This is a genomic window from Aquirufa avitistagni (assembly GCF_042715545.1).
GTDB lineage: Bacteria > Bacteroidota > Bacteroidia > Cytophagales > Spirosomataceae > Aquirufa > Aquirufa avitistagni.
Genome location: NZ_JBBKXZ010000002.1, coordinates 462,987 through 477,872, shown reverse-complemented (window position 1 = coordinate 477,872; position 14,886 = coordinate 462,987). Strand labels below are relative to the sequence as shown.

At 43.5% G+C, this 14,886-nt stretch carries 13 protein-coding genes; 2 read left to right on the top strand and 11 right to left on the bottom strand.

Going from position 1 to position 14,886, the window contains the following annotated elements:
* From U0R10_RS07860 to U0R10_RS07830, 7 genes are all read right to left on the bottom strand, one after another.
* Entirely contained in the window at positions 1 to 1,068 is a 1,068-nt protein-coding gene (locus U0R10_RS07860; RefSeq protein ID WP_377983412.1) for a bile acid:sodium symporter family protein, read from the bottom strand.
* Positions 1,069 to 1,161: 93 nt separating this feature from the next.
* On the bottom strand, positions 1,162 to 2,562 hold the full coding sequence (locus U0R10_RS07855; protein ID WP_377983411.1) for a Gfo/Idh/MocA family protein: 1,401 nt from the start codon (positions 2,560 to 2,562) through the stop codon (positions 1,162 to 1,164).
* 26 nt (positions 2,563 to 2,588) lie between these two features.
* Positions 2,589 to 3,503, bottom strand: a complete 915-nt coding sequence (locus U0R10_RS07850; RefSeq protein WP_377983410.1) for a TolB family protein — start codon at positions 3,501 to 3,503, stop codon at positions 2,589 to 2,591.
* A 164-nt stretch (positions 3,504 to 3,667) separates the two neighbouring features.
* Entirely contained in the window at positions 3,668 to 4,912 is a 1,245-nt protein-coding gene (locus U0R10_RS07845) for a hypothetical protein (RefSeq protein WP_377983409.1), read from the bottom strand.
* Between the two features lie 3 nt (positions 4,913 to 4,915).
* A complete protein-coding gene (locus U0R10_RS07840) occupies positions 4,916 to 5,233 on the bottom strand; it encodes a winged helix-turn-helix domain-containing protein (RefSeq protein ID WP_377983408.1) in 318 nt (105 codons plus the stop codon).
* Positions 5,211 to 5,831: a hypothetical protein gene (locus U0R10_RS07835; protein ID WP_377983407.1), complete on the bottom strand. Its 621-nt coding sequence runs from the start codon at positions 5,829 to 5,831 to the stop codon at positions 5,211 to 5,213. The genes U0R10_RS07840 and U0R10_RS07835 overlap by 23 nt, the downstream gene beginning before the upstream one ends.
* Positions 5,832 to 5,890: 59 nt before the next feature.
* On the bottom strand, positions 5,891 to 6,784 hold the full coding sequence (locus tag U0R10_RS07830) for a LysR family transcriptional regulator (protein ID WP_377983406.1): 894 nt from the start codon (positions 6,782 to 6,784) through the stop codon (positions 5,891 to 5,893).
* Between the two features lie 255 nt (positions 6,785 to 7,039).
* Between U0R10_RS07830 and katG the strand changes: the two genes are divergently transcribed.
* Positions 7,040 to 9,187 carry a catalase/peroxidase HPI gene (gene katG, locus U0R10_RS07825; RefSeq protein WP_377983527.1) on the top strand — a complete coding sequence of 716 codons (2,148 nt, stop codon included), beginning with the start codon at positions 7,040 to 7,042 and terminating at the stop codon, positions 9,185 to 9,187.
* Positions 9,188 to 9,234: 47 nt separating this feature from the next.
* Here the strand turns inward: katG and U0R10_RS07820 are convergent, their stop codons facing one another.
* From U0R10_RS07820 to U0R10_RS07810, 3 genes are read right to left on the bottom strand one after another with little or no spacing between them, the layout of a single operon-like run.
* Entirely contained in the window at positions 9,235 to 10,884 is a 1,650-nt protein-coding gene (locus tag U0R10_RS07820; RefSeq protein ID WP_377983405.1) for a sulfatase family protein, read from the bottom strand.
* A gap of 50 nt (positions 10,885 to 10,934) precedes the next feature.
* A complete protein-coding gene (locus U0R10_RS07815; protein ID WP_377983404.1) occupies positions 10,935 to 11,426 on the bottom strand; it encodes a 2TM domain-containing protein in 492 nt (163 codons plus the stop codon).
* 59 nt (positions 11,427 to 11,485) lie between these two features.
* Positions 11,486 to 12,133: a DUF1801 domain-containing protein gene (locus U0R10_RS07810; RefSeq protein ID WP_377983403.1), complete on the bottom strand. Its 648-nt coding sequence runs from the start codon at positions 12,131 to 12,133 to the stop codon at positions 11,486 to 11,488.
* 53 nt (positions 12,134 to 12,186) lie between these two features.
* Here U0R10_RS07810 and U0R10_RS07805 point away from each other — a divergent pair, with 53 nt between their 5' ends.
* Positions 12,187 to 14,193, top strand: a complete 2,007-nt coding sequence (locus tag U0R10_RS07805; protein ID WP_377983402.1) for a glycoside hydrolase family 3 protein — start codon at positions 12,187 to 12,189, stop codon at positions 14,191 to 14,193.
* A gap of 28 nt (positions 14,194 to 14,221) precedes the next feature.
* On the opposite strand, the gene U0R10_RS07800 is transcribed toward U0R10_RS07805, so the two are convergent.
* The gene (locus U0R10_RS07800; protein WP_377983401.1) at positions 14,222 to 14,851 is read right to left on the bottom strand and encodes a hypothetical protein; all 630 of its coding nucleotides are present in this window, start codon (positions 14,849 to 14,851) and stop codon (positions 14,222 to 14,224) included.
* Positions 14,852 to 14,886: the final 35 nt, after the last annotated feature.

Genomic DNA, 14,886 nt, shown 5'->3' with positions numbered 1-14,886 from the left:
CTATTTTTTTCGCCCCCACCAATTCGCTAATACAGAAGCCGTTATGTTCTGCATCGAACCGAAAATACCCGGCACTAGACCCATCGTTGCCATAAAGCCCATTTTAGCCGCAATTCCCGTAGCTAACCCGGCATTTTGGAGCCCTACTTCAAAGGCAATCGTCCGGGAATCTTGTTCATTAATCCCCATCCATTGACTAATCTTATACCCAAAAAAATAGCCTAGTAAATTGTGAATGAGCACGATTAAGATCAAAAGCCAACCAATAGACATGAGCGTGTTATGGCCCGCGGAAACTGTCAATGCTACAATGAAAATAATCGAAGCCATCGATAATATAGGCAACAAGTCATCCAACCATTTCAACCTTCCATAGGCATATTTATTATACACCAACCCAGCTAATACCGGGAAAATTACAATCTCCAAAATATGCCAAAACATGTCCAAGAAGTTGATAGGAACCAACTGGTTCGCCAATAACTGCATCAATAATGGTGTAACTAACGGAGCCAACAAGGTTGAAATGGCAGTCACAGTCACCGACAAGGCTAAATTCCCACCCGAAATATAGGCCATCACATTAGACGCCACGCCACTTGGGGAGCAGCCAACCAGAATAATCCCCGCAGCAATTTCAGGAGGCAAGTTGGTCGTCATCGCCAAAGCCACACCGATGCCCGGCATGATTAAATAATGGCAAACGATACCAGCAAAAATGGGTTTGGGGGATTGGGCAATTTCTACAAAACGCGTCAAATTCATGTGTATTCCCATGCCAAACATGGTTAATACAAGCAAAGGCGTAACCAATTTCTTTAATGGAAACCCTTGAAAATCGACCAAATTTTCTGGGAAATTTAAGGCATACGTTGATGCCGCAAAAATGAAAAACGTGTATGAAAACCCTTTTAAAATTGGATACCCCTGGAAGCCTATGGCAAAGGATACAAAACAAAGCATGAAAGCCATGGCAGCACCTGATATACCAAATAACAAACAACTTGCTGCCGCTAGTGCTGCAACAAAACCAAGACCCAAACAGGCCTGGAAAAAAACGTGCTTCATAACTTTCAGAATTAGCTAGCACCAAAAATACTAAAAAAAACCACTTAGCAGTCTCTAGTGCTAAAAAAAGGCGCTCTTGCGAGCGCCTTAAACTTATTTTAATTTCATATTCACTGGATCCCACTGAATAATTTTCTTGCTGAAATAACTCTCATTACAAGCTAGCGCAGGAGCTGCGGCTCTAAATCCAAAGGTCGCATCTTCGACAACTTGCTTTCCTGTACGTATCGCATCAAAGAAATTGGTGAAGTGATCCACATGTTCATCGTAACCCGCAGGCGCTCTGAAAATCACATCTTCTTTGATTGGGCGTTTGCGTTGTGCATCTGTCCAACGCGCATTGTATTCCTTCGTCATTTCTTCCTGCATACTTTTCGAGAATGTAAATACCGAATCATATCCACCAAAACCTGGCGCTTCTGGCATAATGCTATGCTTCACCGAAATCGTATTGCCTTTCACATCCATCACCCCTTCCGAGCCGATTAAACGGATCACTTCCTGACCACCTGTTCCGCTGACAAAGTTTACCTGTAAAGTTAATTGGAAGGCAGGATGTTGCTCCGTATTTCCATATTGCATGACGCCCGACATTACATCAGGTAAGTTCCGGCCATCATTCCAATGGCTGAATTGACCCGTTGAGAAAATCGTTTCTGGACCATTTGAATTCGTCATGAAGTGTGTTCCGCTCAATAAGTGAATGAATAAATCCCCCGCTACGCCGGTTCCCACTTCTTTAAACGCACGCCACCAGAAGAATTTCTTGGCATCAAATTCCATTTTGGCAGTTGCCTCAATGAAACGATTCCAGTCACAGGTAGATGCATCTGCGTCTTTTGGAATGGTGTATTCCCAAGCACCTATGGAGCTTTGACGATCATATACGGCGTTCACCATGTTGAGCTTTCCAATTTCGCCTTTGGCCAACATCTCTTTCGCTTTCGCTAATCCGATGCTACTGACGCGTTGGGAACCTACTTGCAACACCTTATTGTATTTCTTTTGCGCATCGATGACGCGTTGTCCTTCACTGATTTTATAAACCATTGGCTTCTCCACGTAGACGTGTTTGCCTTTCGCTAGAGCGTCGATGGTGATGCGTGCATGCCAAACGTCATGTGTCGCAATAATAACCGCGTCGATATCCGGGCGATCTAATAATTCTTTGTAGTTACGGGTGGTATATAAATCCTTGCCATAAAGTTCTTTGGCATTTTCGATACGACCTGTGTATAAATCACAAATTCCGGCTAATTCCACACCTGGAACTTTTAGAGCAGATGCCAAATCGAAATGGCCTTGAACGCCAAAACCGATGACACCTAGGCGAATTTTGTCGCCAACTGAAATCGGTTTTTCGTAACGTAAAATACGCTCTTCTGCTTTTTGCTGTGCTGCGAATGATTGCAAAGGTGCCGCGGCGGCTACCATACTTGTTGCACCGATTTGCTGCAGGAATCTTCTGCGTGATGCGGAACTGTTATCTTTCATAATAGGTTATTTTTTCGATTGCTAATTTACAAATCTTCTAATGCGTAACGCACATAGGCGAACTTTTTTCCATCAGGACTCCAAGAAGGAACGTTGATGGTTCCCTGTCCGCCATAAAACTCCTCCGTCAAATCCTTTATTTTCTTTGTTTTTAAATCCAACAAGCGCAATTTAATTTGTCGGCCAAATGGATGTGCCTGCGCCTGATCTTCCATGTAAGTTATGATGGTCGCCACTTTATTATTGGGGGCGATGTGTGCAAACCAATTCGAGTAATTATCAAATGTCATTTGTTCCGGCTCAGATCCATCGGGTTTGATTCGCCAAATCTGCATCATGCCTGAACGGTACGAATTGATGTAAATATATTTGCCATCGGGCGAATATTCAGGGCCATCATCCAAGCCTTCTGTGCTTGTCAAACGGATTTCTTCCCCGCCATTCGTCGACATGGCGTATATGTCAAAATTGCCATTTCTTACCGCACAATAGACCATCGTTTTTGCGTCCGGCGAAACACCATGCCAATACGATGGAGTCAAAGGCGTTAATTGGACCGGCTCTCCACCCGCTTCGCTCACTTTATAAATGAAGGAAGACCCGCCTTTAATTTCTGGTTTGCCACTGGAGATAAAAAGCGTTTTTCCATCAAAAGTATAGCCATGATCATTGTTGGCCTTCTGCACCGTCCCCGTATTCAGCTCGCCTAATTTCTCCCCTTTTGGCGAGACTTTTTCGAGTTTTCCATAGGCGTTGATTAAAAGAAATTTCCCATCCCGCGACCAGTTGGGTGCCTCGAAATGTCGTTTTTCTTCTAAGATTTTCTCGGATTTACCGGACTTAAGATCGTATATGTACAACGAACTGATGACTTTTTTGCCTGCGGGCACCTGTGCCGAAAGCGTGCTGGCGAGGAGCGCCAGGGCGAGGATTTTTTTCATGGTAGGTCTAGAGATTCACGTAAGTTTACACAGAATCAGATTAGATTCCTATCCTGACTTCCCCCCTTAGCCCTCTCTCTTACCTTTGGCAATCCTCCAAGGTTTGCCAAAGGTAGGGGGATGCAGATAAAATAGATTCGAAAAAACTGATAATCTAAATCAGTTTACTGGAAAGAAAATACCAGCGGAAAAACAAAACTTACGATCGCTGCCCACAGCGCATAATAGGGTAAAAACTGGGTCATACTTGCCTCCACATCGCTGAGATTTTTTTGACCTTTGAGCAAGCCAAGCAATTGACGTGCGACAAAAATAAGATTCAACAAAACCAGGACATTACTACCCAAAACAGCCAAGCGATTAGGTGTAATACCCAATTCATACAATCGAAAGGCGATGGCTGAAAGCGCAATCCCATTATTGATAATGGCCAGACAGGCTAAGGCCAACAATGCAAAACGTTGAAATGACGAGGCTGAATCTTTCGTCGCTTCGCTGACCGAGAATAACAACAAAGCCATCACCCCGATCAAAATCCCATTAAAAATTAGCAGAAACTCGCGATCGTTGTAAGGATCTTTCCCTGTGTAAATGAATGCGGCGAGGAAAATCACCAACATCCCCGTAACTAATGGCGTGAAGATCCGCGCAATCACGGGGGAAATTCTGCTAACTAGCGTAGGGTTTTGTTGGACGACTAATGTGGCCAACAAAGGCACCGATGGAAGCGCGGAAAGGACTAAATAGCGGAAGTAAAAATCCTCGATTTTGATGTCGATCAAATTGAAAAGGTTGATCGTCAAAGCAGTGAATAAGCCGCCAGCCAAAACAATCACGGCACACATCACCAACAAGTCGCCATGAAATCGCAAGAATTCGATACGCTTTGAGGTGATAGACAAATTTGCCCCGCTGTAAATAAAACCAACCACCATCCACAGTAAAATTGGCAAATGAATACACGTTAAAACCAAGGTATCACTTACCGGACCGACAGGCAATACATTGATAAATACCATCGAGAAAAGCAGTATCCCGAATGGAACAATGAGAGATTTAAATGGCAAGCCTTGTTTATATGTCAAATACGCAGCCATCCCCGGCATCACAATAAAGGCCATGTTACGTGGAAAATAGACATCATGTGAGATGGAAAGTAGATCCGGTAGCTGCATAAAAAACGCCACAATAAGCGCGATCACACCCACAAAACTCCAATCTTTTAATCCTCCCCAAGTGATTTCATCTTGCGTATTTCGAAGGCGTTCATGCCATATTTGAGCCGTTAATTCCGTCTGAATTTCAGGATAAACTGCAAAAAAAGTACGCTTAAAATCAGCAGGATTTGACCGATATAAATTCTCCAAAAAAGCTGCTTGGCCCAAATTGTTTTTAATAAGATTTTCCATGCCTTATGATTGTATCTGTTTGATAAGTTTTTCCAAAGTGACTAAATGAGCGGCAAAAGCTTTGCGCCCCAGCTCCGTTGCCGCATATTGGGTATTTGGCTTGCGGCCAATGAACTGTTTGCGAACTTCGACGTATCCCAACTTTTCAAGGGCCTGCATATGACTAGCCAAATTGCCATCGCTGAGTTGCAAAGAATCCTTCAAGCGTGCAAAATCTAATGCTTCCTCCACAACTAAAAGGGACATCATGCCCAAGCGGACCCGACTTTCGAAGGCTTTATTCAGATCGTCTAGGAAATTAGGCACGTTCGTATTTGACATAAATAATGAAACCATATATCACATGCAGAAGCCCAAAGCCCAACGTCCAAATCAATAACCCATACGCCAAAAAGTACGTGGCCAAAAGACCTAAAAAGATAAAAAGTAGGCCAACCGTCCGAACGGCATCTAATGTATATTTACTCGCACTCACGAGACCCATCCCATAAAATAACAATGTAGCAGGAGCAGCGATGGCTATTAATCCAAAACGAGCTAAAAGCATTGAAAAGATTCCCCCGGCGAAAACCGGAATCGCTAAACTAAATGCAAGGCGTTTTGCCGCATTGTCCCAGGCAGATTTACCCGATAGATTTGCATTGCGCATCGCTAAATAAAACCCGATTCCAATGCAAATAATCAATAAACTGATAAAACAAAGGATCAAAGCTTGGGATGACATTAGCCACATGCGATCTAACGCTTCCGATTCGAAAGGTGAAATACCTGTTACTAGATATATAGTATATGTACAAATAAAAGTCAAAATTCCAGCTAGTATGCCCGATAAACCACTGATTGATTTAAAGCGTGTTGCTTGATCCATCATATCGCGCATCTCTTGAATTGCGGCTAATTGTTCTTCATGTTTTTCCATAATAAAAAGTACTTTGTGTTGCAAAGTTAATATGGAAACCGACAAAAACAAATATTATTTCAAATGCCCACTGTGACTAGTTCAGAGATTTCTTCTTGTAAACGCCGAATAATATTCCATTTGGCATACGGACGGTAGTAACAAATACTCACCTCCCGCCTCAAGGATCCATCGATAATATTCAGTAAGTGTTGCTTCCGCGATTCGCTCAACTGCCGCACATACAATGAAGGCAGCAAGGTCATACCCTGAAACGTATCGACCAGATTCAGTAAGGTATCAAAGGTGTTCGACTCAACAGACAAATTCGCAGGTAAAGATTTATTCTTCTTCAAATCGCACAATTGAATAATTTGATCACGTAAACAATGACCCTCCTGAAGTAAAAATATGCGTTGCTGGCTCAAGGCCAATTTACTTATTTGCTTCTCCCCACCATTCATGTAACCATACAATAGCAAATCTTCCACATACAACAATGAGGTCTCCAAATCCGAGGCCGATATGGGCGTACTTAAAATCCCGACGTCCAATTTTCCCTCCCGTAAATCTTTCACCAACTGATTTGTCGTCACCTCGTGAATCTCCAAATGTAACAGCGGATATTTTTCCACCAATGGTTTCATGATTAAAGGCAAAACCGAACTGGCGATGGTTGGGATAATTCCCAACTTCACCTTCCCCTCAATTTTCTGATTAATAGCTTTGGATGAAGAAAGTAGCGCATTGGCATGTGCAACTACTTGTTGGGCCTGCACCAACACCTCCCGCCCATTTTCCGTCGTCGCAATCGGATTCGCCTTCCGGTCAAAAATCACGATATCCAGCTGCTCCTCCAGCTTTTTCACCATCGCGCTCAAGGTCGCTTGCGTAACATGACAATAATCAGCTGCTTTGGAGAAGCTTTTTAATTGGTCTACCGCCAGTATGTACTCTAATTGCTGTATATTCAACGGTATAGATTTTATCTATGCCAAATATAGAAAATTTCAGTTTTCTCTATCAATTATTTACCACTAATTTCATTCCACTAAATATCAAGAATCATGAAAAAACTACTTATCCTTTGCGGCTTGTTAGCTTCCACTGCTACCATTGCCCAAGACTACGCTAACCCACACGGTGGAGCAGCTGCTAATCCTCATGGAGCTAACCCGCATGCGGCAGGTGGCGCTAATCCACACGCAGGAATCAATCCTCACACAGGCATGAAGCCATCGGCAACCACAAATAAAGACTGGTGGCCTAATCAATTGAACGTAGGCATGCTTCGCCAAAACTCAGAGAAGTCAAACCCAATGGGCCCAGACTTCAATTACATCAAAGCATTTAAGAGTCTTGACTACTTTGCCTTGAAAAAAGACATCGCAGCGGTTTTGACAAAATCACAAGATTGGTGGCCAGCTGATTTCGGTAACTATGGTCCACTTTTCATTCGTATGGCTTGGCACAGCGCAGGTACGTATCGTACTGGCGATGGCCGTGGCGGTTCTCGCGCGGGTCAACAACGTTTCTCTCCATTGAACTCTTGGCCAGATAACACGAACCTAGATAAGGCACGTCGTTTATTATGGCCAATCAAACAAAAATATGGTGATAAAATTTCTTGGGCTGACTTAATGGTCTTAACAGGAAACGTGTCGCTAGAGCAAATGGGCTTCAAGACATTTGGTTTTGCAGGTGGACGTACAGACGTATGGGAGCCAGAAGCAAACGTATATTGGGGATCTGAGAAGAAATGGTTAGACGACAAAAACCGTTATTCTGAAGGTCGCAAATTAGAGAATCCATTAGCAGCGGTTCAAATGGGCTTAATTTATGTGAACCCAGAAGGACCTAATGGTGTACCAGATCCAGCCGCATCAGCAAAAGATATCCGTGAGACATTTGGTCGTATGGGTATGAATGATGAAGAAACAGTAGCGTTAATCGCGGGTGGTCACACATTCGGTAAAACACACGGTGCAGGTCCTGCAACAAACGTGGGTGCAGATCCAGAATCAGCGAGCATTGAGAAGCAAGGAATGGGATGGGAGAGCACCTACAAATCAGGTAAAGGTAAAGATGCGATTACGTCTGGTTTAGAGGTAACTTGGACATCAACACCTACACAATGGGGTATCGGATACTTGCATTTATTGTTCAACAATGAGTGGTCTTTAGAGAAAAGCCCAGCAGGTGCGAACCAATGGATTGCGAAAAATAGCGCGAACATTATTCCAGATGCGTTTGACAAAAATGTCTTCCACAAGCCTACCATGTTAACGACGGATATCGCTTTGCGCGTAGATCCAGCGTATGAGAAAATCTCTCGTAACTTCTTAGATAACCCAGAAGTTTATGCGAAAGCATTCGCAAAAGCATGGTTCAAATTAACACACCGTGACATGGGTCCTAGTTCTACTTACTTAGGACCAGAGGTTCCTAAGGAGCAATTGGTTTGGCAAGATCCAATTCCGGCATTGAATCATGAAGTAATCAATGCAGCGGACATCGCAGCTCTAAAAGTTAAATTGTTGAACTCCGGTTTATCAATCAGCGAATTAGTTTCGACAGCTTGGGCGTCTGCATCAACATACCGTCACTCAGATCGCCGTGGCGGTGCAAACGGAGCGCGTATCCGCCTTCAACCACAACGCAGCTGGGAAGTGAACAACCCAAAGCAATTGGAAAAAGTGTTAGCGGTTTTGGAAAAAATCCAACAAGATTTCAATGCTAAATCAGGTAAGAAAAAAGTATCTATCGCTGATTTAATCGTATTAGGTGGTTCTGCAGCGGTAGAAAAAGCAGCGGCAAATGCTGGTGTTAAGACTACTGTATCCTTTATCCCAGGTCGCATGGATGCAACACAAGAGCAGACAGACGTAGCTTCAGTAGGTTTATTAGAGCCAATGGCAGATGGTTTCCGTAACTACTTGAAAACACAATACACCTTATCGACAGAGGAATTGTTCATAGATAAAGCGCAATTATTAACCTTGACAGCGCCAGAAATGACGGTATTAACAGGTGGTATGCGTGCCTTGAATACGAACTACAATGGTTCGAAGCACGGTATTTTCACTACGAAGAAAGATGCGTTAACAAACGATTTCTTTGTGAACTTATTAGAGATGGGAACGACTTGGAAGCCAGCGAACGCAACGAAAGAAGAGTTCGCAGGAACGAATACAAAGACAGGTGCAGCAGTTGCGACAGCAACACGTGCCGACTTGATTTTCGGTTCGAACTCGGAGCTTCGTGCCTTAGCTGAAGTCTATGCAACGAAAGATTCGCAAACAAAATTTGTGAAGGATTTCGTAGCCGCTTGGACAAAGGTGATGAACCTCGATCGCTTCGATGTAACTTTTAAATAGATTGTTTTAACGTTTGAAGAAAGGCCGGCTCATTGAGTCGGCTTTTTTTATTTCCGCTTCGCTTTCATCTCCGCCGCTTTGGCTTTCGGTATTCCATAAACTTTCCCTGCCGCCGCATCATTTAAAAAGCGATCGATGTAGCCATTGCTAATGGTACTATTGTCTTTGTATTTCAAACGAAGCGCATCCAATTGCTTATGCAAGGTCTTACGAATCGAAGCATATTCCGGGTCATCGTATACGTTTTTTAACTCCAAAGGATCTTTTTCGCGGTCGATGAGCTCCCAAGTGTCTGCCGAAAAATAATAATGAATCAACTTATATTTCTTCGTCACAATCGCATAATGGCGGTTCACCATATGCTCAGCTGGATATTCATAATAGTGATAATATACCGCATCGCGTTTCCACGATTTGCCTGTCATCAAAGGGATTAAACTTTGGCCTTGCATGTCTTTGGGAGAAGGAATGCCCGCTGCATCCAAGAATGTTTGCGCGAAATCTAAGTTTTGCACTAGAGCATCTGATTTTTGGCCTGCTTTAATTTGGCCAGGCCAAGACACCATTAATGGAGTCTTGAAGGATTCGTCATAGACAAATCGCTTATCAAACCAGCCATGTTCGCCCAAGTAAAAACCTTGGTCAGAGGTGTAAACGATCATCGTATTCTCCATCAAATTGTTTGCTTCCAAATAGTCCAACAAACGTCCCACATTTTCATCTACCGCCCGTAAGGTTCCCAAATAATCTTGCATATAGCGCTGAAATTTCCAACGCATTTTATCTTGCTCAGACATACTTGGATATGCCTTGATGAACTCCGCGTTAATGCGATCATATACGCGATCGAAATTCGCCTTTTGACTTGGAGTTAACCTACCCATTTCGGCTACAAAGCGACGTTTATCAATACCAATTTCAGGAATCTTCAACGAATCCATGGTAGCTGGATAAATCTTATTATCTCCGGCCCAACCCATACTTGACAAAATATTCATTTCCGCTTCCTTAGCTGGAGAAGTCCGGCCAGCATAATCATCGAAAAGCGTCTTCGGTTCTGGATATGTTTTTCGCGTCATTTCATCCAAATGCCGCTCGGCCATCAACCATGAACGGTGTGGCGCTTTGTGCAAATACATGAGCATGAAAGGTTTTTCTGAAGACCGCTCTTTTTTAAGCCAATCCAACGTCATGTCCGTAATGATGTCGGTCACATAGCCATTGACTTTAATATTCCCCTCGTTTTTCGTTATGAAATCTGGGTTGTAATAATTGCCTTGATCCGGAAGGATTTTAAATTGGTCAAAGCCTTTGGGTTTGTTGCCAAAATGCAGCTTCCCAAACATCGCGGTTTGATATCCATTTGCTTGCAAAATCTGAGGAAAAGTAATGTTTGTCGTGTCGAACGGGAAATGGTTGTCGACCTTCCCATTCAGATGCGAATGCTTCCCTGTCAGGATGGTCGCTCGACTAGGTGCACAGATGGAATTAGTCACCGAAGCATTGGTAAACAGTATCCCGCTTTTCGCAATGCGATCGATATTAGGGGTCGAAAGTAGTCGCTGATCATAGGCCGAAATGGCTTGGTAAGCATGATCATCCGACATGATGAAAATGATATTAGGTCGCTTCGGGGCCTGAGCCACGCTGTCCGACAGGCTCACGCAAAACAAGAAACAAAGCAGGTAATTTTTCATGTTTATAGGTTTAACTCGCCCAAATTAGGGAATAAAACCTAAAGCCCAAACTATTGCTTCGCCTTCAACTTGTCGTATTCGCTTTGCTCTAAGGATTCACTAATCGGGTGGTATGCTTTAAAGTATTGAATCACTAATCCAATGCCCCAGCCCAACATAGGCCAAATAGGCCATGGTATAGGATTTTGGTGGGGAAATGAGTTATAAGGAAAATACCAAATAGCCCATAAAACAGGAATGACAAGTAAATAAGAGCCAAGGCTCCGCTTAAATTTGGCACGCATACGCGCAAGCTGCCATAATTGTTGGTCTGTACTTTCCATGATATTTCGTTTTTCGGTTTCATCATCTGGAGCATACAACAAGGTCAAATTCACACCGAGGACTTCACCAATCGAGTTCATCGAATACAAACTAGGCTTGCCTTCATTACGTTCCATGCGTTGCACGGTGCGTAGGGCGATGCCTGACTTTTCCGATAATTCGTTTTGCGTAAGGCCCTTCGATGTGCGGATTTCCTTGAGTTGTTCTCCAAAATTCATGGGCCAAAATTGAGGTTTAAAATGGTATTAACAAACGCCTTTTATATGACTTCTTTGCGTCATCGCTTAAAATTTTCGATGGCTTTATGTGAACCATCGCAACTAGGTTTGCGCTTACTTAAACCACAGATACAATCTGTCAAACCAACTCCTCTCAAGATATATTTTTCATTTTTCTCGATACGTGCGGTGCGTGTCGCCGACTGCTTGCCGTCGGAAAAATGCATGAGATAGGCGCGCTGCCTACCGGGGGTGAGTTTTTCAAAAGCCGTTTTTACAGCAGGGCTTTTATCAAAAAAAGCTGTTAATTCTTCAGGATAAGGGATTTCTTGCGGCTTTTCCATTTTCAATCCCAGTTTCTCTACCTCAATGGATTCGTAGACATAGGCTTTGATGAATTCCTCTTTTTCCAAAATCTCCTCCACCGAACTAAACTTCATCCAGCGACCTGACTGCGTATGCTCGCCCGGCTTTATTAACAGATTGTCCTCGTCTTGAAGTAGCGCTCCGTTGAAAAAGCTCAAGGCGCAATGTCCCTTTAAACTTCCAATGGCAATGATATTTTTCGTGCCTACCATATACACCGGTGTCCGCCACTTAAAGGTTTCTATCAGCAAACAGTCGAGCAAAATGCGTCGCAAACAAGCCATTTCTGCAGACCACTTGTCGGCACTTAGGATGAATTCGTCTACATTCGGGTCTTTCATATGATTAGAATTGGCTACAGATATACTTTAACCTACAAAGAAATAAAAAACCCATGAAATCACGAATGCTTATTGCGCTGCTTTTTGCTTCTAGTTCGATACTAGCCCAAACGCAGCCTGTCCTTGTCGCCATGAAAACACCTACGCTTCGTGTAGGAAAATTGTCATTTAAAGATCTTAACAAGAACAATAAACTTGACAAATACGAAGACTGGCGTTTGCCCGTAGAGGCGCGTATTAAAGATTTGGTATCCCAAATGACGCTTGAAGAAAAGGTGGGATTTATGCTCATCAGTACGACCCGCATGGGAGGAGATCAAGTCTTCAATAATGGGGTTCAAGGTGGCGGTGGTCCAAGACCTAAAATCACGGAAGGGTTTAATGAGGAAGATTTGGTTCAAAACACCAACATGTTTACCCGCAAACCGCTGGACGCACCCAATATGTCGGCAGCCGGTACGACCAAAGGCGTATCTCAATTTCACTTACGTCACTTCATTTTACGGGCAAGTGCTTCTCCAGAAATTATGGCCAAGTGGTCAAATAACTTACAGGAACTTTGCGAAAGTACTCGATTAGGAATCCCTGCCATTGTTGCCTCGAATCCACGTAATCATGTGACGACCGATGCATCGGTGGGATTGAGCGTGGGCCTAACGGCATTTTCAAAATGGCCAGGCGAATTAGGTTTGGCGGCGATGCGCGACTTTGATTTAACGCGTAAGTTTGCGGAAACAGCCGCAGCTGAATGGCGCTCGGTCGGATTACGAAAAGGCTATATGTACATGGCAGATTTGGCCACGGAACCTCGCTGGGGACGTGTAGAAGGAACATTCGGAGAAGATGCGGATTTAGCTTCGAAAATGATCACTCAAATCGTGTTAGGTTTCCAAGGAAATAAACTTTCAAACACCTCAGTGGCGATGACCACGAAACACTTTCCAGGTGGTGGGCCGCAAGTAGACGGGCAGGATTCCCATTTTGATTGGGGAAAATTCGCACACTATCCGGGTGGCATGTTTGACTACCATGTGAAACCATTTAAAGCAGCGATTGCGGCTGGTACATCGGCGATTATGCCATACTATTCCGCACCGAAAGGCAAGGAATTTGAGGAGGTGGGTTTCTCTTATAACAAGGCGATGATTGGTGATTTATTGCAAGGCAAATTAGGTTTCAGTGGAATCATTAATTCGGATACAGGTCCAATCGAAATGATGCCATGGGGAGTGGAAAGTATGAGCATTCCTGCGCGCTACCAAAAAGCATTACAAGCAGGCGTGGACATATTCTCTGGTGCGGCAGATCCGACCACCTTGATTGACGTAGTGAAAAAAGGCCTAGTTTCAGAGGCGCGCATTGATCAATCTGTGTCAAAATTATTAAAAGAGAAATTTGATTTAGGCCTATTTGAGAATCCGTATGTCAATGTCGAGGAAGCGGTGAAAACGGTGGGTAATAAGGAGGCAGTTGCGGCGGCTGATTTGGCCTTGCGGAAATCAATTGTGCTATTACGCAATGATGAAAAGCGTTTGCCATTAGCCAAGAAAACAAAGGTTTATTTTGAAACCTACTTCCAATCCGGGCGTAATGCAGGAGAGGCCATCAAAGTTTCGAAACCAGAATATCCGGGTCTCGAGTTTGTGTCAACAAAAGAGGAGGCCGATGTCGTTTTACTGTGGCTAGTTCCTACAGCCGGTGGTTTATTCAGTTCCCAAGGTTCAAAAATCGACCTGAATTTGTCTAAAAACCGCATTGATGTGAATCATGTTAATGAAGTTTTAAATGCTAAGCCAACGGTCATTGCGATTAATTACACGAATCCATGGGTGATTGAGGAAATCGACAAGGGTAAAGCTTCATCCATTATTGCGACTTTTGGTACGACACAAGAAGCTTTGTTGGACATCGTGACGGGGGCCTACAAGCCATCAGGCAAGATGCCATTCACAACGCCGATTAACCAAGCGGCTGTTGAGGCGAATAAATCCGACGTTCCAGGTCACATGGAAGGCCCAGGATATGGTTTGTTTGCCTTTGGGCATGGGTTAACTTACTAATGAAAAAGGGAGCAAATGCTCCCTTTTTTTATAGGTTATATTTCAAACCCACAGTACCAATCACCTGGCCATCCGTGATGGTATAATTGCCAAAGGCTTTGGCCTGAAAATGTTTGTTGATGTCATAAGAAATCGTCTCTGCAACACCAGTTAACTCACCCACCGACAAATAATATCCTTGTGAGAAAAAATTCCATTTCTTGTGATGGTAGTTTGCATTCCCCGACACCAGCGTCACCTTAAAATCCGTATTTCGCGCATTTCCATTTAGAATAAAAGAGCCCACATTCCAGGATGCGTTTACCGGGTAGGATAACGTTAAGTCCCGGCCAAAGAAACTCGTTACTTTATACTGATCAGTCATTTGAAATGCCGGCATATGAATCCCCGCCGTTGCTTTAAATTTCTTATCAATAAATCGATAACGCGTAAAAAGAACCACCGTGGTGGGCGTCAAACTCTTCATTCGCATCATGTACATCAATGATCCGGTCAGCCTTCTTTTCGGATTCGTACTCGCATTGATAATCATATTGGGTTCCTTAGACGTAAACGCAGGAATAAATGAGAAACCACCGGTACTCATTTCAATACTTCCGGTTTGTGCGCTCATCGTAAACGAGGCTAACATAAGACAGGTGGCTATCAATTGTTTCATTTTGATACATTAGGGAATTTGAAGTCACAAAAGTA